At 33.8% G+C, this 21,016-nt stretch carries 20 protein-coding genes; 8 read left to right on the top strand and 12 right to left on the bottom strand.

Annotation, left to right across the window (positions count from 1 at the left end):
• Both B0A80_RS13440 and B0A80_RS13430 read right to left on the bottom strand, forming a co-directional pair.
• Positions 1 to 1,917 (bottom strand): DUF294 nucleotidyltransferase-like domain-containing protein, encoded by a 1,917-nt coding sequence (locus B0A80_RS13440; protein ID WP_089077602.1) that lies wholly within the window; start codon positions 1,915 to 1,917, stop codon positions 1 to 3.
• A gap of 942 nt (positions 1,918 to 2,859) precedes the next feature.
• A complete protein-coding gene (locus B0A80_RS13430) occupies positions 2,860 to 3,330 on the bottom strand; it encodes a hypothetical protein (RefSeq protein ID WP_089077600.1) in 471 nt (156 codons plus the stop codon).
• Between the two features lie 157 nt (positions 3,331 to 3,487).
• On the opposite strand from B0A80_RS13430, the gene B0A80_RS13425 reads away from it, so the two are divergent.
• Positions 3,488 to 3,691 (top strand): hypothetical protein, encoded by a 204-nt coding sequence (locus B0A80_RS13425; protein ID WP_089077599.1) that lies wholly within the window; start codon positions 3,488 to 3,490, stop codon positions 3,689 to 3,691.
• Between the two features lie 6 nt (positions 3,692 to 3,697).
• Here the strand turns inward: B0A80_RS13425 and B0A80_RS13420 are convergent, their stop codons facing one another.
• Positions 3,698 to 4,384, bottom strand: coding sequence for a hypothetical protein (locus tag B0A80_RS13420; RefSeq protein ID WP_089077598.1), 687 nt, complete (start codon positions 4,382 to 4,384; stop codon positions 3,698 to 3,700).
• Between the two features lie 190 nt (positions 4,385 to 4,574).
• Here B0A80_RS13420 and B0A80_RS13415 point away from each other — a divergent pair, with 190 nt between their 5' ends.
• Complete coding sequence (locus B0A80_RS13415) at positions 4,575 to 4,985, top strand: helix-turn-helix domain-containing protein (RefSeq protein WP_089077597.1); 411 nt, start codon at positions 4,575 to 4,577, stop codon at positions 4,983 to 4,985.
• 19 nt (positions 4,986 to 5,004) lie between these two features.
• Here the strand turns inward: B0A80_RS13415 and B0A80_RS13410 are convergent, their stop codons facing one another.
• Together B0A80_RS13410 and B0A80_RS13405 are read right to left on the bottom strand one after the other, a co-directional pair.
• Positions 5,005 to 5,388, bottom strand: coding sequence for a hypothetical protein (locus B0A80_RS13410; protein WP_089077596.1), 384 nt, complete (start codon positions 5,386 to 5,388; stop codon positions 5,005 to 5,007).
• A gap of 268 nt (positions 5,389 to 5,656) precedes the next feature.
• On the bottom strand, positions 5,657 to 6,082 hold the full coding sequence (locus B0A80_RS13405; RefSeq protein WP_017497466.1) for a hypothetical protein: 426 nt from the start codon (positions 6,080 to 6,082) through the stop codon (positions 5,657 to 5,659).
• A 152-nt stretch (positions 6,083 to 6,234) separates the two neighbouring features.
• On the opposite strand from B0A80_RS13405, the gene B0A80_RS13400 reads away from it, so the two are divergent.
• Complete coding sequence (locus B0A80_RS13400; protein ID WP_089077636.1) at positions 6,235 to 7,464, top strand: multidrug effflux MFS transporter; 1,230 nt, start codon at positions 6,235 to 6,237, stop codon at positions 7,462 to 7,464.
• Between the two features lie 158 nt (positions 7,465 to 7,622).
• On the opposite strand, the gene B0A80_RS13395 is transcribed toward B0A80_RS13400, so the two are convergent.
• From B0A80_RS13395 to B0A80_RS13380, 4 genes are all read right to left on the bottom strand, one after another.
• On the bottom strand, positions 7,623 to 8,882 hold the full coding sequence (locus B0A80_RS13395) for an NAD(P)/FAD-dependent oxidoreductase (protein WP_089077595.1): 1,260 nt from the start codon (positions 8,880 to 8,882) through the stop codon (positions 7,623 to 7,625).
• 83 nt (positions 8,883 to 8,965) lie between these two features.
• Entirely contained in the window at positions 8,966 to 10,300 is a 1,335-nt protein-coding gene (locus B0A80_RS13390; RefSeq protein ID WP_089077594.1) for a DEAD/DEAH box helicase, read from the bottom strand.
• Positions 10,301 to 10,497: 197 nt separating this feature from the next.
• Entirely contained in the window at positions 10,498 to 12,039 is a 1,542-nt protein-coding gene (locus B0A80_RS13385; RefSeq protein ID WP_017498295.1) for a DEAD/DEAH box helicase, read from the bottom strand.
• Positions 12,040 to 12,149: 110 nt separating this feature from the next.
• Positions 12,150 to 12,680: a DUF6155 family protein gene (locus B0A80_RS13380; RefSeq protein WP_089077593.1), complete on the bottom strand. Its 531-nt coding sequence runs from the start codon at positions 12,678 to 12,680 to the stop codon at positions 12,150 to 12,152.
• Between the two features lie 103 nt (positions 12,681 to 12,783).
• On the opposite strand from B0A80_RS13380, the gene B0A80_RS13375 reads away from it, so the two are divergent.
• Complete coding sequence (locus B0A80_RS13375) at positions 12,784 to 13,071, top strand: DUF3817 domain-containing protein (RefSeq protein ID WP_017498293.1); 288 nt, start codon at positions 12,784 to 12,786, stop codon at positions 13,069 to 13,071.
• Positions 13,064 to 14,320, top strand: coding sequence for a mechanosensitive ion channel family protein (locus B0A80_RS13370; protein ID WP_070908063.1), 1,257 nt, complete (start codon positions 13,064 to 13,066; stop codon positions 14,318 to 14,320). Before B0A80_RS13375 ends, B0A80_RS13370 begins: the two co-directional genes overlap by 8 nt.
• Before the next feature lie 104 nt (positions 14,321 to 14,424).
• On the opposite strand, the gene B0A80_RS13365 is transcribed toward B0A80_RS13370, so the two are convergent.
• On the bottom strand, positions 14,425 to 14,853 hold the full coding sequence (locus B0A80_RS13365) for a hypothetical protein (RefSeq protein WP_089077635.1): 429 nt from the start codon (positions 14,851 to 14,853) through the stop codon (positions 14,425 to 14,427).
• Between the two features lie 129 nt (positions 14,854 to 14,982).
• On the opposite strand from B0A80_RS13365, the gene B0A80_RS13360 reads away from it, so the two are divergent.
• Positions 14,983 to 15,390, top strand: coding sequence for a hypothetical protein (locus tag B0A80_RS13360; RefSeq protein ID WP_017498289.1), 408 nt, complete (start codon positions 14,983 to 14,985; stop codon positions 15,388 to 15,390).
• A 243-nt stretch (positions 15,391 to 15,633) separates the two neighbouring features.
• Here the strand turns inward: B0A80_RS13360 and B0A80_RS13355 are convergent, their stop codons facing one another.
• Positions 15,634 to 17,376 carry a DUF885 domain-containing protein gene (locus tag B0A80_RS13355; RefSeq protein WP_089077592.1) on the bottom strand — a complete coding sequence of 581 codons (1,743 nt, stop codon included), beginning with the start codon at positions 17,374 to 17,376 and terminating at the stop codon, positions 15,634 to 15,636.
• 68 nt (positions 17,377 to 17,444) lie between these two features.
• Entirely contained in the window at positions 17,445 to 19,421 is a 1,977-nt protein-coding gene (locus B0A80_RS13350) for an alpha-ketoacid dehydrogenase subunit alpha/beta (RefSeq protein WP_089077591.1), read from the bottom strand.
• Positions 19,422 to 19,592: 171 nt separating this feature from the next.
• Here B0A80_RS13350 and B0A80_RS13345 point away from each other — a divergent pair, with 171 nt between their 5' ends.
• Positions 19,593 to 20,543 carry an isopenicillin N synthase family dioxygenase gene (locus B0A80_RS13345; protein WP_017498286.1) on the top strand — a complete coding sequence of 317 codons (951 nt, stop codon included), beginning with the start codon at positions 19,593 to 19,595 and terminating at the stop codon, positions 20,541 to 20,543.
• A gap of 115 nt (positions 20,544 to 20,658) precedes the next feature.
• Positions 20,659 to 20,991, top strand: a complete 333-nt coding sequence (locus B0A80_RS13340) for a translation initiation factor (RefSeq protein ID WP_070908059.1) — start codon at positions 20,659 to 20,661, stop codon at positions 20,989 to 20,991.
• Positions 20,992 to 21,016: the final 25 nt, after the last annotated feature.

Below are 21,016 nucleotides of genomic sequence, written 5' to 3'. Positions count from 1 at the left end.
TTATGAGAATTGTGTAAGTTGAAATTTACTCTTAATTAATTCCTCAAGGTCTTTCATTGGGGTTAAGGCATTTTTTAACTTTTCTTTGTCTGTTTTCGACATTTCCCTCAAATTAATATATTGCCCGGAATCGTCATTTTTCAAACCTTCAACAGTTCTAAATTTAGACAAAGTTAGAAAAGCTTCAGCACAGCTTAAATAAATCTCTGCATTTTTAGAATCTGTAATCGCTAATTGTTTAAATCTCAAATAAGTATTTTTAATTCCCTTTATATTAGCATTCAAAATCAGCAAACGAGCTGAATCAATTAAAGGCATTAATGCACGGGTTTTAATATCAAATTTTGTTTTGTGAGGTCCTTCTTCTTCAATAATAAACTTTTTGAAAAAACTTAATGGAGAATTGCGTTTTAGAGCGTCATTCCCTAAGAAATCAAAAAACAAAGTATTGTTTACCGCATTCTTAAAGATCACGTTTTCGATCACTTCTTCAATTTTTGGTTCTCCAAAAACAATCTCATAATCAAAGAAAATACTACTCAAATCATTACTATTTTCACCTGGAGTATTCATCCAGCTGTTGTATTGTTTCGTCCAGTCTGTCAATGACTTACACCAAAGCATATTACTCCCCATATGTCCGTTTGGACAAAGTTCGTAACCCACTTTTTCTAAGATTGAAGTTGTTCTTTTAGCCAGTCTTAAAAAGTAATCTTTTACCTCTCTGTACTTGTCCGGTGCTACGTCTTCAAAAATCAGAATACTGTCCTGATCTGTAAGCAAAAGCTGCTCCTTACGCCCCTGACTACCAATACTCAACCACGCAAAACGAGCAGGAGGGGAGCCTAAATCTAAAATAGACAGCTCGACAGCACGTTTAATAATAGCCAAATTAATTTCGCTTGCAATATTGCTGACATGCGAAATTGGAATATTTTTCTGAATCGAATTCTGAATTAAATCAGACAAACGATCACGGATTTGTTTTAGATCTTTTGGTAATTGAGAACGTTTTACTTCCTTAATCAAAACACCCGGATTACTGGCTTGTGCGACAATTAGATCATGCTCGGAAATAATTCCTTTTACAGCAGATTTACTTGTACCGTCTTTGGTAACGCATAAATGAGTAACGTTGTGTTTCAACATGAGTAATTGTGCTTCGGCCAAAGAAACATTTTCAATAACCGTAACTACCGGCGATGACATAATCTTATCAATCGTTTCAGTGATAGGATAGCGGCCCGTAGCAATTTTTGAAGATAAATCAGCATTGGTTACAATACCAATTGGATTGTTTTTTTCGCAGATCACAACATTATCAACCATAGATTCAGTCATTAAAATAGCAACATCTTTGATAATCTGGTTGGATTCGGTTGTTAAAGGCGAATTATTGTAGGCCAAAGACTGAATGTATTGCATTTCAGATTGCTGGTCTACATAAAAAGCAGTATCAGAAATCAATTTTCCGTTGGAATGTACATTGTCCTTTGCGTGTCTTGAATTTACAGCAAAACTCTCCAAGAGAAAATTCAAAACATCCGAATTATTTGCTACGAATGGTCTGAAAACTGCAATTGGAATAGCATAGATAATACTTTCTTCACGAGCTTTAGCCGTCATCATATAGTTATTTTTGGCAAAAAACGGACGTAAGCCAAAAATATCTCCTTCATGACATTTGTTTATAATAGTTTCCTCGGCATCAGCAATTGTGGTCAGATTTACAATACCTGAAGCAACAACATAAAAGCTGTCATGAAGCAGGTCATTGTTTTGAAATAATACTGCATGTTTTTCTAAATTGATCACACGAATGTTAGTTGCAATATCTGATAATTCCTGAAAAGTTAAATTATCAAATGGCGGGTATTCTTTTAAAAAATCTGCAATATGCTCAGCAATTGTATTCATACGGTTGATAGTTTTTTTAAAGTATCGAATGTAAAAATAAGAAAATTATGTCTTAGAATGAAAGCATCCCATACAGAATATAATTATTTTAAAGAAATCTTAAATATAACCATTTTAAAGCTTTTAAAACAGCTAATTGCAATTTTGAAACTCAATTTAAATTAGTTATTGATATGAATTGGTGAAAGTACAGACACAGAGTAGCACTGAGAATCGATTCTTTTGCATTAGAATAATCTTTATCGAAAATATCGCAAGGATAATGAATCACAGTAGAACAATTCTTTAAATTTTCTATTTTACATAATATAAATTATAGGTCAAAATGCATACGGTAAATAATCACTAATTTATTGGTGTTTAAAGCCTTTGTTGGTTCTTTAATGAATTGCTTTGTTGCCATACTATAATACCTATTAGTAAATATTGTAAACATTTAGAAACTAAAATTTCAATATCATGCTAAGCCCCGTTTGCTGAGATTCTCATAAAATATTATTTTGGAATTAATTTTTCAAATACAGCAAAATTGCGCATCCATAATGTTCAACAAGATTATTAGCTAAACTTGCAAATTCTATGAAACTTAATTTTAGCCTGTGATACGTCCTTTAAAAAATATTATACTTATTTCTGTTTGCTGAGATTCTCGTAAAAAATTATTTTGAAAATTATTTTTCAAATACTGCAAAATTCAATTCATAATATTTAACAGGATTGTCTCGAGTAAACTTCTAAATTTTATAAACTGAATTTAAAGCCTGTCATACATCCTTTAAAAAATATTATTTCTTTCATTCATTTTTTGAAGCATTTTGTCATGTGTAATTATTCGACCAGCATCAATATCATTTTTAGCTTGTTCAATTTCGGTTATCTCGACAATATTTCAATGATTATATAATAGATAAGCCTTTCTATTAATTTACAAAGGCTTTATGTTTAATATGTTGCGAGGTAGTAAAAAAAACTTAGTGTTACTAAAAAAGTTGATACAATTGAAATTAACGATATCCAATTTGTAACATCTCCTCTTTTTATATGCTTGCTTATTAAATCAAAGGGTTGATTTGTTAAAGTTGATTCAAATCTTCCTTTTTCCATTAATCTATAATTAATATAAATTAAAAACCAAAGATTTAGAATTGGAATAAGAATTGTCCATCTTGAAATATTTTTTTGAAATTGTGCTAAAGCAAAGAATGCTCCAATTAAAAGATTGTTGTAATTGGAAAGATAGTCGTGTATCCTGTCAAAATATTTTACAATATCTTTTAAACCGTCTTCCTCCCATTGTTTCCATCGTGCATCTCTTTCTTTTGCTTCTATTTCACTTTGCTCAAGATCTCTCTGCATTTGCTCAAAATCAATTGGTTGTTCATCTTCATCAAAATTTTCATCAAATTCTTGCATAAATGTTTTTTTAAGTTACTACCTGGTAATTTAACAATATATTTTAATGATCTTTTTTTTATAAGGTATAATTATTTATTCTTTTATAGCAGCTGACAAAGTGAAATTTATTTTTTTTTAATGTAGTATATTAGCTACATTCGTTAAAAACATTATTATGGAAATTTTAGGAATCTTAGGTTTCGCGCTAACAGCAATTGCAACATACTATGCATGGAGTTCCCACGAAAAGACTTTTGATATTACTGACGATAGAAATAATTTGTTAGGGGTTTTTAAATCAACTCAAAAGCTTCATATTGAATTTCAAGGAATTATACAGAAATATATAGATGAAAAGCAACTTACATCTAAAACCTAAATTCTATTATACTTTACTTTCTTTTTTTTCTTTTTCAATAATATCTGCTTTTATTCTATGAATTAAATCTCTTACTGCGCCAGTTCCTTCAACTTTATTAATTGTTTCAAGATATTTATTTACATCAATTGATTGCACTTCTTTTAAATTTTGGATTTCTACTATACTTAAAGATTTAATACATAAAGCAACATTTGCTAAAGTTCTGTTTAAATTTGACAAATGTTTGCATTTTGCATAATTCAAACTTGCTTTGAGAAAATCTTTAACCGCTTCCTTAAAATCTTTTTTTGCAAAATTTTGATTTCCTTGAACATGATGAATCTGGGCAGTTGAACTTTGAGTCACTTTTTCTATTTTCTTTTCAAGTTCTGCAAATTTATCTTGAACAAGTACAGATAGTTCTTCTTCTAATGTTTTTTTTAGAAGAGTAACTTGCATAGTTAATTTGCTTTCAAGTTCCTTTTCACTTGCTTTCAATGCTTTATTTTGAAAATGTTGAATAACAAAAGGCATAATGATGCCAAGAATAGTAAATGCCCCAGCTAATAAAAAAATCAATTTAGTCCACGCAGAATCGTAAAATTCATTTACTTTAGTTAGAATTTCTAAAGTTTCATTAAGTGGAGTTATTGGAGGACTTGGTACTACTTCTGTTGGAATTGTTTTAATAAATGTAATTAGTGATGTCATAAATATTATTATTTTTAGTTATGTGCTAAAAATAAATTATTCAAACAGTAAATCATTACGGAAAACCGTAAAAACAGTTTATTTGAAATAATTAAAAATTCTAAATACATGATGTTTTATCCCGAGAAAAAACAACATTTACCAATACCTTCTTAATTATTAGAACTAAAAATCCTATATTTGGCATTATATGATACATACCAATATGCCAAACAAAAAAGTACACCAAGGAAGAAATATAAAGCGTTTTCGTGAAATGCTTGGAATAAAGCAAGAAGTTCTTGCCTACGAACTAGGCGATGACTGGAACCAAAAGAAAATTTCTATGTTGGAACAAAAAGAAGTTATAGAAAAGAATATTTTGCAACAAGTAGCCAAAATCCTAAAAGTACCTAGTGAAGCTATTGAGAATTTTGATGAGGATATGGCAATTAATATTATTTCGAATACTTTTCATGAAGGCTCAATAGCAAATGCAACTGCTGAAAATATACATTGTACCTTCAATCCTTTAGATAAAATGGTCGAGCTTTACGAACGTATGCTTGAACAGCAAAAAGAAATGATTGACAGATTGGAGAAACTGATTCGAGAGAAATAATATTAGGCATTCCCTTTTTCTACTCGTACAACTTGGTCAGAACCGTTTCTTTGGGAACTAAGTCGTCACCGCCTCTTTTTGAGAATTGTAAAACATCATCCTTTGCAAATAAAACGGCACCTGCGGAACCGTCTTTGCCTTTAATGGTAATTTGAGCTTTTTCGCCAAGCGCGTATACATTACCCGTAACTTCCATAACACCGCTTACAAATTTCTGATTGTCGCTCGTAATCTCGGCCGTTCCAAATATTTTATTATTGGATTGCGCCATATTAATTTTCAGGACATATTCTTTGCTGCAGGTTTTACAATTTTCAGTGCTCCAGGTTCCGGTAAATCGATTGGTTTGCGAATAGGACGCTATAGAAACAATTATTAATAAGAATACTAAAATTTTCTTCATTTTGATTTAAAAGTATTTGTAATTCAATCAGCTTCAAATATAAAACAATATGACTATCCTTTACACGTATTAAGAATGTTTTTTTGCCACTGATTTTACAGATTCACACCTATTTTATACGCAATTACAAAAAAAATCTGTGAAAATCTTTCTAATCTGTGGCTAATTTTAGTGACTTGGTATTGGGACAGCCTCTATAAAACAAAAAAGCATTCACCGTAGCGAATGCTTCTGTTTGATTTCAATTTTTAGTCTAAAATCTATTGTTTTAGTTTTGTTTTATCTTTTTCAGGTAAACCGGTTTTCCGTTCAACGATACGCTAATTTCATTGTTTTTTTCATTGAAAGTAGTTCGCAGCGCATTTCCTTTAAAAATGGTTACGTCCCCGTAAACTTTTCCGGTTTCATCAGAAACGTATTCAAACAGCAATTTTTTGTTATCCGGTTCAAGTCCGATTTTGTAGCTAGAAAATTTTGAAGTTGTCAAATCAAACTCCTGATGCGTGTCAATAATATTGCCATCTGCATAAAAATTGGTAACGGTTTTGTTTAAAGTAATGTCCGGGTAATATTTGTTTACTTTTTGCAGTAATGCGTACTGCTCTACATTTGCCTCTTCTTTTTTGGACGTAATGGTTTGTGCAAATGAAATTGTGGTAAAAATAAGCGCGAATACTAAAATGTAATTTTTCATAATTTTTGATTTAAGATTAGTGTTAATAATGCTTTTTTATAGTTCAATTAATGCGTAACCTAATTAAACGTTTTATTAAAAAACGTTTAAATTACACTACAAGATATGAAATCTTTACCTTTGCAAAAAATGAAAAGCAATTTTTTAAGAAAATGACAACAAAAAAATACATTACCCTTATCCTTATTTTAGGTTCTTTAACAGCACTCGGCCCATTTTCAATAGACATGTATCTTCCTGGTTTCTCAGGTATAGCAAAGGATTTGCACACTTCGGTAGCAAAAGTATCCATGAGTTTATCCAGTTATTTTATCGGAATTTCAGCAGGACAATTATTATACGGACCATTATTGGATCGTTTTGGCCGAAAAAAACCTTTGTTTATAGGTTTGATGGTTTATATTCTGGCTTCTTTGGGATGTATTTATGTAACTAATATTGATTCGTTTATCCTTTTACGATTTGTTCAGGCCATTGGTAGTTGTGCTGCCACAGTGGCTTCTGTAGCGATGGTTCGTGATTTGTTTCCTGTAAAAGACATTCCAAAAGTATTCTCTTTATTAATGCTTGTCGTTGGACTTTCTCCTATGCTGGCACCAACTATTGGAGGTTATGTTACAGAAGATTATGGCTGGCATACCGTATTTTTTATCCTAATGTGTATGGGAATTGCTATATTAATTGCATCACAAGTTGGTTTACCAAATACTTACAAGCCTGATACTTCAATATCTTTAAAGCCAAAACCGATTATCACTAATTTTATAAGCGTTTTTAAAGAGCCTCAGTTTTATACTTACGCCTTTACAGGTGCAATTGCTTTTTCTGGCTTATTTTCATACGTTGCGGCCTCGCCTATCATTTTCATGGACATTTACCACGTTGATGCCAAGACTTACGGTTGGATTTTTGCTTTTATGTCGTTAAGTTTTATTGGCTCAAGTCAGTTAAACTCCCTATTATTGAAGAAATATTCTAGTGAACAGATGATTTTTGGAGCATTGATTTCACAGTCTGTTATTAGTATCCTTTTTCTAATTCTGGCTTTAAATGACCTTTTAGGATTGTATCAAACTATCGGAATGTTGTTTTTATTTCTGGCTTGTCTGGGAATTTCGAATCCAAATACTGCAGGACTTACCTTGGCACCTTTTGCTAAAAATACAGGGAGTGCTTCAGCATTAATGGGGGCTATTCAGTTAGGTATTGGGGCTTTGGCTTCGTTTGCTGTTGGAGTTTTCGTCAAAGATTCTGTAGCTCCAATGGTGGCTATTATGACCACCACTACTCTTACCGCTTTTATCTTTTTAAATATCAGCAAACGTTCTATCAAACAAAAAGTAGAATTATCTGCGGAAGATGATATTGCGATTGGTCACTAAAGATTATTAAACTCCAATTTTTAAATTCCAAATTCCAATGAATTGTGAGTATTTATTTGAGCATAAAAAAGCCAGATTCTATTATGATTCTGGCTTTTTATTTTAGTATAGTTTGTATCTTTTTTCTCCTTGGAATTTAAAAGATTGGGATTTATTTTCTAAGATCTTTTATCCGGTCTGATAATCATTCTTAGAGACTGATCTTTTGCGAAATAAGCAATCATCCAGTTCCAGAAGGTATTCAATCTGTTTCTATAGGTAATCAAAGACATCAAATGAACAAATAACCAAATAAACCAGGCAAAGAATCCTTTAAAATGCCATTTTGGACTTGGTAAATCTACAACAGCTTTATTTTTTCCAATAATTGCCATAGAACCTTTGTCATTGTACATAAATGCTTTTAAAGGTTTGTTTTGAACCATTGCTTTAAAGTTTTTAGCCAAATTTAATCCTTGCTGAATAGCGACCTGCGCTACTTGCGGATGCCCGTCCGGGAAATTTTTATCACCGGCTGTGATGGCTGTGTCACCAATAGCGTAAATATTTACGAGTCCGTTGACTTTATTGTATTCATCTGTCGCCATACGTTTTCCGCGGCCATAGCTTTCTGCTGGGATTCCTTCAAAAATTTTAGCAGAAACTCCGGCAGCCCAAATCAGATTTTTGGTTTTAATGGTCTCGCCGTTTGCAAAATGAACAGTATCATCAACATAGTCAACAACACGTGTTTGAAGTTTTACCACAACACCAAGTTTGGTAAGTGCTTCAAGGGTATCCTCCTGAGAGGCTTTGCTCATAGGCGAGAGGAGTGCGTCTCCCCCATCGACTAAATACACATTACTGGCTGATGTTTCTAATTCCGGATATTCTTTTAACAGAATACTTTTGCGCATTTCGGCAAACATTCCGGATACTTCCACACCTGTCGGGCCTCCTCCAGCAACAACGATAGTTAATAATTTGCGTCGTTTACGCATGTCTTTGGTAATTGCTGCTTTTTCAAGGTTTTTAAGCAGTGCATTACGCATTTCGATGGCGTCGTTTAGCGTTTTCATCGGAATGGCGTTTTTCATTACATTTTCCATTCCAAAATAACTGGTTTCGGCACCGGTTGCAAAAACTAAATGATCGTATGTTAATTCTCCGTTGTTCAGGATAATTTTATTCTCGGCCGGAACCACAGAAAGCAATTCTCCTAAACGAAACTCAAGATTCTTTTTACCAGCAAAGAATTTTCTAAACGGATAACTGATACTTGAGGGTTCTAAAAAAGCCGTAGCAACCTGATATATAAGTGGTGGAAAAAAGTTATAATTGTTCTTATCTACAAGAGTTACCTGTATCTGAGGATGGTTAACAAGCTCTTTTGCAAGATTGATTCCTGCAAAACCACCTCCTATGATGACTATCTTCATATATGCTGTATATTAACTGGGATTATAGTGAAATTACCTTATAAATATACAACATAAATTAGCAAAGTTAATCGGCCGGAATATTACTTTTTGAATTTTTTAACAGGTTTTTCGGTGACTTCAACTTTGTTCTGTAAAACATAACTGGCCATCAATTTTTCAATTAATTCGTCTTTAGTCAGATGATGAAAAACAGTCTTTACCTTTGTTTTCAGATCGGTTGACATATCATGATTGGGCTTTGTTTTGAAAATCTGCTTGGCCCATAAAAGCATATTGTTTTCTTCAAGACTTAAAGCCGACGGTTTTTGGAATTTGGTAAATTTAATTCCTAATTCTGCTTCAAATTCGGGAATTTCTGCTACTTCTTCCTCCTGCAAAACCGTTAGTGAAAGCCCCTTTGCTCCTGCCCTTGCGGTTCTTCCGCTTCGGTGAACATAGTTTTCATAAGTATCAGGCAAATGATAATTCACCACATAAGAAATCTCTTTTACATCAATTCCTCTTGCTGCCAAATCTGTAGCCACTAATATATTGATATGTCCTTCACGAAACTGCTCCATAATTCTGTCACGTATTCCTTGCGACAAACTGCCGTGAAGTGCTCCTGAAGAAAAACGATTGATCGCTAAATTCTTTGCCAATTTATTGACTGCTGCTTTGGTTTTACAGAAAATAATACCTCGTTCTCCCTCTTTTGAATTCAGGAAATGCATTAAAACATCCAGTTTTTCAATTGGATCCACTACAATATATTCGTGATCAATTCCTTGATTACCTGCAGTTTCCATATTTGCGCTAACCTGAACTACATTTTTATTCAAATAGTTCTGAATCAGTTGTTTGATTGTTCCCGGTAAAGTAGCCGAAAACAATAAAGTACGGTGTTTTTTAGGAAGTTCCGCAATGATCTCGTCCAAGCTTTCTTTAAGTATCGAAACCATTTCATCGGCTTCATCCAGCACTAAATAAGAAGTTTGTTTTAAATCAATCACTTTGCGCTGAATTAAATCAATTAAACGTCCCGGTGTGGCAACCACTATTTGTGTAGGTTGTGTTAATCGCTCAATTTGTGGTTTTATTGGAATTCCTCCACAAATTGAAGCAATAGAAATATTTGGAATATGTTTTCCAAAATTTTCTAAATTTCTAAAGATTTGCTGTCCAAGTTCTCTCGTTGGAACTAAAATGACAGCCTGAACAACAGGAGATTCTGCATCAACTAACTGCAGCAACGGCAATCCGAAAGCTGCGGTTTTACCAGTTCCTGTTTTGGCTAAACCAACTACATCCTGAGTTTCAGCCAGAAGTAATGGAATTGTTTTTTGTTGAATTTCTGTTGGTTCAACAATATTCAATTCGCCTAATGCTTTTAAAATTGGTGCTGAAATTCCTAATGATGAGAATTGTTTAGACATCTTTTATTTTGTTTATTTTGTTTTTATTGGTTTCAAGTTTCAGGTTGCTTTGATAACTTAAAAATGAGTTTCTGGTAATTTGCAAAGGAGAAATCGCAATAGAATGAATTACTCTAAAATGCTATTTCTCCTTTTAAGAATATAATTTTGTTTAGATTCCAAAAAAACCTGAAACCTTAAACCTGAAACAAAATTTTCTATTCGTCCGGTTCATTCATGATTTTTTCACGATACTTCTTACCTATTAATAACGTCAGGTTCTTTTTATAATCGTCAAGAAGCCATTCGCGGTAGTTTTTACTACACTGACTCAAACATTTTGCAAAACGTTTGATACGGCATTCAATATCATCATCAAGTTCTTTACCTAATGATTTTGCTTCTTGCAGCGTTTCTGTATTGTCCACACACATGGAAGCATGTTGTTCTAACGATTTGTCTAGAACCACTTTTGAACGTAAATTTTGTTTGATAATTAACTTATGCTCTTCATCAACATCAAAAGTTACATCGGCAGTTTTACTGAATTTAGCACGCAATTCCGGCGGCATACTGTATTTAAAATACATTTCAATTTCAGTATCATCACGAAGATTCTCTAAATAAAATTCAGGTGATTTAAAGATGTGCTGCCAGTTTACCGGCTCACTCCATAAACCAAAACGTGCTGCGTTATTACCCAAATCGATTACTGTAAATTCGTCTTTTCCGGGTAATTTACGGGATCCACGACCAATCATCTGATAATAAAGCGTTAATGACTTAGTCGCTCTGTTCAAAATAATCGTTTCAACCGTTGGTTCATCAAAACCTGTTGTTAAGATTCCCACAGAAGTCAGAATCGCATCCGGTGTTTTTTTGAACCATTGTAAAATATCCTTACGCTCTTCTGAGCTGCTGGTATTATCAAGGTGTCTGATGTCGTACCCTGCTTCTCTAAATGTTTCATAAACATATAACGAAGTGTGGATACCATTATTAAAAATCAGGGTCTTTTTACCTATTGAGCGTTCTGTATAAGCGTGCAGCAATTTTTCCTGCATGATGGTATTCGTATACAAATCATCGGATGATTTTACGGTATAATCTCCGTTAATACCTACTTTAAGAGAGGTTAATCCAACATCATAACTATAGGTTGTTGCACGAGCCAAAAATCCCTTGTCAATCAATGAACTAATGGTATCACCCACAATAAGTTCATTGTAACTCTGGTGCATTGGTAATTTTATATTTGAACTCAAAGGCGTCGCTGTTACTCCAAGAATAAAAGCATTTTTGAATGAGTTTAGTAATTTTCGGAATGAATTGTAATGTGCCTCATCAATAATAACCAAACCAATGTTATCTAAATGTAGTTTTTCGTCATTGATACGGTTTTTTAAAGTCTCGACCATGGCCACAAAACAAGAGAAATCGTTTTGGTCCGGTAATTCTTTTACTTTACTGTTAATGATTTTATTGGAAACACCAAACCCTTTTAGCATTTTTGAGGTTTGCTTACAAAGTTCGATACGGTGTGTCAGGACCACCACTTTTTTATCATTATTAGCTAAATAACGACGAACGATTTCGGAAAAAATCACAGTTTTTCCACCACCTGTTGGTAATTGATATAATAAATGATGTTTCGGAGGAGCGTTGTCTAAACGATCAAAAATGGCATCAATATCGCCTTTTTGATATGCATAAAGTTCTTTTTTCTCTTCTCTTTCTATTTCTAAAGTGTTTTGAGACATTGTTTATTTTTGGATTTTTGCAAAAATACACCGAAAAAACAGTTTTTCACTTTATTTTAACCTAAAATAAATGTTTTTTTTAAATAAGATTTTTTATGAGAATCACTTTATTAGTCGATTTTCTCTAAAATTGCCTCAAAATCGTACCTATTTATCCATTTTTGTTGAAGAGTTTCTTGTTGAATGGTGATGATTCTTTCTTTAAAATCCGGTAAAATTCCATTGGAAATCGAAAAATTCACGGCCTGCTCGAAGGAATTGAAGATGCTTTTACAGAATAATTCCTGTTTAACCGGATTTTGAGACGAATAAGTTTGCGCTATTTCTATATTGTAAAGCATAATATCAGCAACAACAAAAGGATCAACTCCTAACAAAATAAAATGTTTGATGTATTTCTGCGCTACCGAACGTCGCAATTTTGCTTTCGGACGTTTCCTGGCTCCTGCTTTTTTGATCGGAAAGTATTCGTGTGAAATCTTTACTTTACATTCCTGCAATAGTTTATCCTCTTTAGGGTTAAAGACAAAATCGTAGTACACTTTTACAGGACTAAACTTTTCATACAATTCGATAATTTGCTCTTCGAGCTGTTCCTTATCTAATTCGGCAAGATATTTTTTTAAATCGCGTTTACTCATTATCAAAGTTTAAGATTACAAAAGTAAATTACTTTCCTGATTGATACTGCAAAAACCAACGATAATACTTAATTTTGCTAGTATTAAACTCAAAAAATAGAATATGCTCAAGATTTTCAAAGTTACTGCAATTTTAGAGGGAATCTCTTATTTAGTATTGTTTACCAATATGCTTTTCATCAAAACCAATAATCCTGAACTTTATCATACCTTATTACGTCCGTTGGGAATGACGCATGGTGTTTTATTTATCGGATATGTATTGTTGGCTATTTTACTTAAAAAACCGCAAAACTGGGATTTAAAAACTTTTGCAATTATACAAATCGCGTCACTTATTCCGTTTGGAACTTTTTATATAGAGAAAAAATACCTGGAGAATAATGCCTAGACTTTTGGATAAAATATTCAACTTTTTATACCCTATTTTTAGAGACTGGGGCATGAGCCGTAATATTGCGTCTTATGTGAGTCTGGTCTTTAATATTGCCATTATGGTAATACTGGCTTATGCCATTTATTATTTTGCAAAGTTTGTTTTGGTTACGCTAACCGCCGTTTTTGCGCAGCGTACCAAAACAAAATTTGACGATTACCTCATTCACAATAAAACCACAAAATACACGGCCTATTTAATTCCGTTTTTCTTTATTTACAAGGCTGTTCCGATTATTCTGGACAAATATGAATACTGGGAGTCTGTTTTTGGAAAAATAGTGGGCGTTTATATCGTTTTGCTGGGATTGTGGATTACCCGTACCATTTTTAATGCTTTACGTGATTATTTAAAGCAAAAACCGGAATACAGCGACAAACCAATCGACAGTTTTGTTCAGGTTATTATGATTGTTCTCTGGATTTTTGGAGTTGCCATTATTATTTCGAAATTATTCGGAATTAAACAAGGCGAATTGCTGACTATCCTAGGAACACTTTCGGCTATTATTATCTTGATTTTCAGAGATACTATTCTCGGTTTTGTTTCGAGCGTTCAGGTTGCGATAAACGACATGGTTCGTATTGGCGACTGGATTACGATGGATAAATTCGGTGCTGATGGTGATGTAATCGAAATTAACCTGACAACCGTTAAGGTTCGAAATTTTGACAACACGATTACTACAATTCCAACCTATGCTTTGAGTTCTGATTCTTTTCAGAACTGGCGCGGTATGCAGAAATCTGACGGTCGACGTATTAAAAGACACGTTTTGATCAAAAGCAGCAGTATTCGTTTTTTGAATGACGAAGATTTGAATCAGATGAAAAAAGTGCAATTAATTTCTTCTTATATCGAGACCAGACAAGCCGAAATCGACAAATACAATGAAATACGCGGAGTTGATAAAACGTTGGCGCTTAATGGCCGAAACATGACTAATTTAGGATTGTTTCGCAAGTATATCATGCAATATTTGGTGACACATCCCGGTTTAAACAAAGACATGCACATGATGTGCCGTCAACTGCAATCGACTGCGAATGGAGTTCCATTAGAAATTTATGCTTTTTCGAGCGATAAACGCTGGGCCAATTACGAATATATTATGTCTGATATATTTGATCACGTAATGGCATCTGTAGAATATTTCGATCTTGAGATATTTGAACTGCCTTCGAAGATTGGTAGGTTTGATTAAGAAAAGTTTTGTTTCACGTTTCAGGTTTCAGGTTTCAGGTTTCAAGTTTTGACTTCGTCAATAAACCTAATAACAACCTGAAACCTGAAACAAATAAACAAAAACTACTCCTTAACTTTTTCAAAAACAAATTCTGACTCATCATACTCGATGGGTACTTCAGGCATAAAAAGCGGAAGATTAAAATAAATTCCGATTACTCCTTTTCCTAAGAACAGTTTATTGTCTTTTTTTAGCAAGGCTAAAGGAACTCTCTTCCAGTTTCCGCCATTAGAGATAAAATGATAATCCCCTCTTAGGGTGTCTCCTTTTATATCTCCTCTTACATCCCCGGAATCTTTACCAATTTTATGGTAGAATACTTCATAGCGGCCGAAAAACCGCTTGTTGTTTATACGAATGTCTAAGACTGCTGTATCGCCTTTGTGAACCGCGCGATAAACAGCATGTTTGTACTCTTCTTTATTTTCTTTTGAATTGCAAGAAATTAGAGCAAGAGCCAATAAAGAAAAAAGTATAATTTTTTTGATCATTTTTGAAGTTTTAAAATGCAAATTCATTTCAAACAAAGTTCAGGAGTTTAAAATAATAAGGAATTGCATCATTTTTAGTTTAAATAGAAAAAATCGTATCGGATTTTTTTCTAAATTTAAAGAAAAAACATGGAAGCAAGAGACACTTTTTTAAAAGAATTCAGAGGCGAAACTTTAGGAACCATAAGTGCTCAATCTTCTGCGGATGAGTTGTTTCAAAATCAAACCATTAGACCCATTTTAAAACTTCAGAACGATTTATTTGTTGCGGTTTTCATTAACTATGTCAACAAAAATAAAGCTGATTTTTACTCGTACACGGTAGAAAAGAAACTCCAAACCATTGAAAACTCCATTCAAAAAGATATTAAGTTTAGAAATTCTCTAAAAGGAATCGTAATGGCGCTTTTTACCCTTGAAGAATACGAAACTTATATTCAAAACTCTTCCAGTCTCAACAAAAGGATGATGAATTTACTCATCGATCGCTTGAAAAGTCAGGTACAATTGTTTGAATTAGAGTCGAAATCGAAATAGAATTTAAATGATAATAGAATTTGACCTATAAAACAAATCCGACAGGTTTTTAAAACCTGTCGGATTTACATAAATTACTATTTAAACCTCAAAATAAAAAAGACTAACGGTTAAATAAACTGTTAGTCTTTTTACTTTGCATCCATTAGGACGCAGTTCTCAAAAAAATGTTTTACACTTAATAAAACAAAATCTTACAAACGACGATTCTATAAGTTTAAAATCGGCCGTAATTGTTGCTGTTTATTCCTCAGACAACATTAATTCTTTGATATATTTCACTGGAGCACTTCCAAAACTCAAGAATTTCTCGTGAAACTTCTTCAAATTGAATTTATCCCCTTCTTTCTTTTTAAGTTCTTCTCTTAAATTATAGATTTCGGTGTATCCTGTAAAATAAGAACACAATTGTACTTGTGATAAAGTTACACGTTTCCATTTCCCATCTGCCTCAGCTTGTTGCTGGAAAGCCTCTTTAGTCAATAAATCCAATGCCGCTTCTTTAGACATATTTTTAGTATGTACACTAATGTCCAAAATGGTATTGCAAGTAGCTCTCAAGTTCCATTTGTAGTACATTAACCACATCTCATCAGAGTTTTTATATCCGCTTTCCAACATCATTTTCTCTGCATAAACAGCCCAGCCTTCTACCATAGCACCATTTCCTAAAATAGATTTAATGATACTTGGCGATTGATTGCTGTACACCAATTGAGTATAATGTCCCGGAACAGCTTCGTGAATGTTTAAAATTTGAAGGATATAATCGTTGTATTCACGCAGGTAACTTTCTGAATTTTCAGCCGTCCAGCCTGACATGCTTCCCACATTATAATAGGTGTTGGCATTTTTATCATAAGGTCCGGGAGCCGAAATAGAAGCTCCTGCCACTCCTGCCATATAAGCCGGCTCTTTACGAACTACAAGTGGTTTTGAAGCATCGATATACAGTAAATCTTTTGCTTTAACATACGCTGTTAATTCCGGAATTTGTTTTTCAATTTCAGACTGGAATTTCTCAGGTGTAGTATGTTGTAAAGAGATTTTATCAATTACTTGTTTGATTAAATCCAGTTTGTCAGCAGGCTTTGGTTCGTTTCCTTTGTATTTTTTCCAAAGTTTATCAGCCAAAACAAACATTTTTTCGTGCAAATCTTTTTTATGATCTACGGCAACTTTGAAGATTTCCTCTGCTGTATAGCTTGATTGGATATCAAAATTGAACTTTTTAGCAAACAATTCCGATCCAAGTCTGAAAGAACGTGGTGTTTTGTTGTCTAGCTTCTTTAACCAATCAGCATAATCTGCAACTGCTTTTTTAGCAACGATTCCTTTATCGAGCATTTCTTTTTTCTCCGCAGCAGTTAATTTACTTTTTTCCAGAGCTGCAGCCAAATCAACGTCAAAAACGGTAGAACCGCCCAAATTTTGCGCTATAGCAAGCTCTGTATGTTCAACTGTTGGATTTTTAATATTCTTTTTGGCTGCTTCATAAAATGCAGGAACATTATTCATTTTAGCATTGAAAGCACGTAAACGAACTTCTAATGAATCGTATTTACCATTTAAGATTTCCGCGAAAGCTCCACAAACATTATATTCAGAAGGATTCCACTGAGAAGATTTTACTTCTTTAATATTAAAAACAATAGCTTCCAACTGATTTTTTATCATTTGAAAATCTGTCTTATTGTTATTCGACAAATCCTCAAGTTTAAATTGTTTTAAAGAATCCAATTCAGAATTAACAAAATCAAGTTGTCTTTTTTCCTCAGCAGCATCCGGAACAACCAAAACACTATCCAGTTTATGATAACCAACAGCCGAAGCCCAGCCCGGGTTAATCTTCCATAAATCAGTAACAAAACGATCCTTATAAGCGTCGAATTTTGTATCTAATGCTTTGTCGCCCTCAGACTTCCCATTCTTATTACAGGAAAAAAGTACCGTGATTGCAAAAATTGAAACAAACAGTTTTTTCATAAGTTATATTTTTTATGGTTTAAAGATAAAAAAAATGTTCTTTATGCAAAACTATTTGTTATTTGTAATTAATATTTCAATAATTCTAATAAAACATCTTCAAATCGATTTTTAGCTAAAAACTGATCCTCCAATGCTTTGGTAAACGGAATAGGTGAATCTAAACTAGCAACTCTTTTTACAGGACCGTCTAAATGTTCAAAGCATTCTTCCATAATCAAGGCCGAAATATCACTCGCAATACCTCCAAACAAGGTATCTTCCTGATAGATGATTACTTTTCCTGTCTTTCTAACCGAATTAAAAATAGTTTCGGTATCCAAAGGCTGTAACGTTCTTAAATCGATTAAATCCGCTTTTATTTCAGGATTTTTATTCAGCGTTTCTAATGCCCAATGAACCGTGGCACCAAAAGCAATAATAGTAACAGAGTTCCCCTCTTTCAATAAAGCTGCTTTTCCTAACGGGATAGTGTAATAATCTACAGGAACATCCTGATAAACGCTGCGATACAATTGTTTGTGTTCGAAAAACAGTACCGGATTCGGATCATTTATAGAAGTATTCAATAATCCTTTTGCATCATACGGAAAGGCCGGATAAACAACTTTCAGTCCCGGAGTTTTGGTAAACCATGCTTCATTGGTCTGTGAATGAAAAGGTCCTGCCTGAGTTCCACCGCCACATGGCATTCGTACCACGACATCGGCCTTTTCTCCCCAACGGTAATGTGATTTGGCCAGCAAGTTTACGATCGGATTAAAACCTGTAGAAACAAAATCGGCAAACTGCATTTCGACAATAGCTTTACAGCCGTTGATTGACAATCCCATTCCGGCAGAAACTACTGCACTCTCACAAATTGGGGTATTTCGTACACGTTCTTTCCCGAACAACTTCACAAATCCATCCGTAATTTTAAAGGCACCGCCATATTCGGCGATATCCTGCCCCATTATCACCAGATTCTCATGCCGTTCCATCGATTGTTTTAAACTGCTGCTGATGGCATCAATAAATCTAATATTAGCTACTTCAGAATCAGATTTAACTTCCTCATAAACAAAAGGTTTATAAACATCTTCTAATTCACCACTATAATCCGGAACGATTTCCGGCTCTGCATTTGCCATGGCCCAGTTTTCATCAATTTCCTGTTTAAGAGAACTGTGTAATTGTTCGTCAAATTCAGCGGTCAGAACACCGGTTTCTATTAAATACTTTTTGTAATTCGCTACCGGATCTTTGGCTGCCCATTCGTCCATTAGCTCTTGCGGAACATATTTGGTACCACTCGCTTCTTCATGGCCACGCATTCTGAAAGTCTTAAACTCCAGCAAAACCGGATGTGGATCTTTCTGCATTTCTTCTTTCAGTTGTGCCAGTTTATTATAGATTTCCACTATATTATTTCCATCAATAATATGACTCTCTATACCATAACCTATTCCTTTATCTGCCAGGTTTTCACAAAAATACTGCTCGTTTGTTGGTGTAGATAACCCGTAACCGTTGTTTTCAATTACAAACATGACAGGTAGTTTCCACACGGCAGCTATATTCAGCGCTTCATGAAAATCACCTTCACTGGTAGCACCTTCGCCTGTAAAAACTGCTGTTATTTTATTCTCATTTTTAAGTTTATGCGCCAGTGCAATTCCGTCTGCGATTCCAAGTTGCGGACCCAAATGCGAAATCATACCGATAATATTGTATTCCTGAGTGCCAAAGTGAAAACTGCGGTCCCTTCCTTTTGTAAAACCGTTTGCTTTTCCCTGCCATTGCGAGAATAAACGATGTAACGGAATATTTCTGCTGGTAAAAACGCCTAGATTTCGGTGCATAGGCAGCACATATTCTGAATCATCTAAAACAGAGGTCACTCCTACTGCGATGGCCTCTTGCCCTATTCCGGAGAACCATTTGGAAACTTTCCCCTGGCGAATTAAGATGAGCATCTTTTCTTCGATTAATCGGGGTTTGAGAATTTTTTTATATAAGTCTAATAATTGAGTGTCAGTTAGGTCTTGTCTGTAAAAGATCATTAGCGGTTAGTTTTTAGTATTTCAAATATAGAAAAATATAACAATTTTATAGCTTTTTGTTAGAAAATTTTAATTTTACTATAACTTTTAAAATTGAATTCTAAAATATTCTCTACCTTTGTTACTGAAAGGTTTTACAACGCCTTTTATCTTTAAATAAAAATGTAAAGTATGCAAAACATTCCTAGTGTAGACTTACGTGATTTCCTTTCGGACGACCCGAAACGTAAACAAAAATTTGTAAATGAAATCGGCAGTGCATTTGAAAACATTGGCTTCGTAGCCCTAAAAGGTCACTTTTTAGACGACCAGTTGGTAGACGAGCTTTATAGCGAAATTAGAAAATTTTTCGCTTTGCCAGTAGAAACTAAGCATAATTATGAAATTCCCGGTATTGGCGGACAAAGAGGTTATGTATCTTTTGGAAAAGAACATGCTAAAGGACGCAAAGAGGGAGATTTAAAAGAATTCTGGCATTTTGGCCAGTACGTGGATGCTTCTTCTAAATATGCAGCAGAGTATCCTGAGAACGTAAATGTTACGGAATTACCTCGTTTTAATGTTGTAGGTAAAGAGGCGTATCAAATGCTTGAGAAAACAGGTGTTTATGTATTAAGAGCCTTAGCTTTACATTTAGGTCTGGATGAGTTTTATTTCGATCAGTATGCGAAAGACGGAAACTCAATTTTAAGACCAATTCACTACCCGCCTATTACTACTGAGCCGGAAAACGCAATTCGCGCGGCTGCTCATGGTGATATCAATTTGATTACCTTATTAATGGGTGCTCAGGGTAAAGGATTACAGGTTCAGAATCATGATGGCGAATGGATTGATGCTATTGCTGAAGACGATCAGTTGGTAATTAATGTTGGAGATATGTTATCAAGACATACAAACAACAAGTTAAAATCAACTATTCATCAGGTAGTTAACCCACCTAGAGAATTATGGGGAACTTCTCGTTATTCTATTCCGTTTTTTATGCATCCGGTAAGCGATATGAAGCTGGATTGTTTGGAAAACTGTATTGATGCAGAGAATCCTAAGAAATTCGAAGATATTACAGCTGGAGATTATTTATACGAACGCTTGGTAGATTTAGGTTTAATCAAGAAATAAACCTAAATTAGATTCCAAAATTTAAAAATTCCAAATCCCAAACTCATCATTGGGATTTGGAATTTGATTTTTACATACTATCTTTAATTAGCATTTATTTTTTAGCATAAAAATTATGGACTTACAAGATCAATTAAAAAATTTGTTTCCGGATCATGTCGAATCCAATGAACCTGAAGAGATTCAGGAACAAGATCATGTTCTTTATATCCAAAAGGAACCTATGATTTGCAAATTCGAAAAACGAAAAGGCAAAGCCACCACCATAATCGAAGGCTACGAAGGATCAGACGAAGATTTCAAAGTATTGGCTAAAGAAATCAAAACCAAACTTAGTGTTGGCGGAACTTTTAAAGACGCCTCTATAATTATTCAGGGAGATTATCGGGATAAAATTATGGAAATCCTTAAAGCTAAAGGATTTAAAACTAAAAGAGTTGGCGGATGAAATGTTTCAAGTTTCAGGTTTCAAG

Source organism: Flavobacterium tructae, assembly GCF_002217475.1.
In the GTDB taxonomy this organism is placed as follows: domain Bacteria; phylum Bacteroidota; class Bacteroidia; order Flavobacteriales; family Flavobacteriaceae; genus Flavobacterium; species Flavobacterium tructae.
This window is presented reverse-complemented; position numbering and strand designations above follow the sequence as displayed.

Bases quoted from the DNA above. Each gene is read 5' to 3' on its own strand.
- B0A80_RS13400 (WP_089077636.1), top strand. From the start codon at position 6,235: ATGACAACAAAAAAATACATTACCCTTATCCTTATTTTAGGTTCTTTA.
- B0A80_RS13405 (WP_017497466.1), bottom strand. From the start codon at position 6,082: ATGAAAAATTACATTTTAGTATTCGCGCTTATTTTTACCACAATTTCA.
- B0A80_RS13415 (WP_089077597.1), top strand. From the start codon at position 4,575: ATGATACATACCAATATGCCAAACAAAAAAGTACACCAAGGAAGAAAT.
- B0A80_RS13350 (WP_089077591.1), bottom strand. From the start codon at position 19,421: ATGATCTTTTACAGACAAGACCTAACTGACACTCAATTATTAGACTTA.
- B0A80_RS13355 (WP_089077592.1), bottom strand. From the start codon at position 17,376: ATGAAAAAACTGTTTGTTTCAATTTTTGCAATCACGGTACTTTTTTCC.
- B0A80_RS13420 (WP_089077598.1), bottom strand. From the start codon at position 4,384: ATGACATCACTAATTACATTTATTAAAACAATTCCAACAGAAGTAGTA.
- B0A80_RS13425 (WP_089077599.1), top strand. From the start codon at position 3,488: ATGGAAATTTTAGGAATCTTAGGTTTCGCGCTAACAGCAATTGCAACA.
- B0A80_RS13385 (WP_017498295.1), bottom strand. From the start codon at position 12,039: ATGTCTCAAAACACTTTAGAAATAGAAAGAGAAGAGAAAAAAGAACTT.
- B0A80_RS13375 (WP_017498293.1), top strand. From the start codon at position 12,784: ATGCTCAAGATTTTCAAAGTTACTGCAATTTTAGAGGGAATCTCTTAT.
- B0A80_RS13345 (WP_017498286.1), top strand. From the start codon at position 19,593: ATGCAAAACATTCCTAGTGTAGACTTACGTGATTTCCTTTCGGACGAC.
- B0A80_RS13440 (WP_089077602.1), bottom strand. From the start codon at position 1,917: ATGAATACAATTGCTGAGCATATTGCAGATTTTTTAAAAGAATACCCG.
- B0A80_RS13370 (WP_070908063.1), top strand. From the start codon at position 13,064: ATGCCTAGACTTTTGGATAAAATATTCAACTTTTTATACCCTATTTTT.
- B0A80_RS13390 (WP_089077594.1), bottom strand. From the start codon at position 10,300: ATGTCTAAACAATTCTCATCATTAGGAATTTCAGCACCAATTTTAAAA.
- B0A80_RS13395 (WP_089077595.1), bottom strand. From the start codon at position 8,882: ATGAAGATAGTCATCATAGGAGGTGGTTTTGCAGGAATCAATCTTGCA.
- B0A80_RS13380 (WP_089077593.1), bottom strand. From the start codon at position 12,680: ATGAGTAAACGCGATTTAAAAAAATATCTTGCCGAATTAGATAAGGAA.
- B0A80_RS13410 (WP_089077596.1), bottom strand. From the start codon at position 5,388: ATGAAGAAAATTTTAGTATTCTTATTAATAATTGTTTCTATAGCGTCC.
- B0A80_RS13360 (WP_017498289.1), top strand. From the start codon at position 14,983: ATGGAAGCAAGAGACACTTTTTTAAAAGAATTCAGAGGCGAAACTTTA.
- B0A80_RS13340 (WP_070908059.1), top strand. From the start codon at position 20,659: ATGGACTTACAAGATCAATTAAAAAATTTGTTTCCGGATCATGTCGAA.
- B0A80_RS13365 (WP_089077635.1), bottom strand. From the start codon at position 14,853: ATGATCAAAAAAATTATACTTTTTTCTTTATTGGCTCTTGCTCTAATT.
- B0A80_RS13430 (WP_089077600.1), bottom strand. From the start codon at position 3,330: ATGCAAGAATTTGATGAAAATTTTGATGAAGATGAACAACCAATTGAT.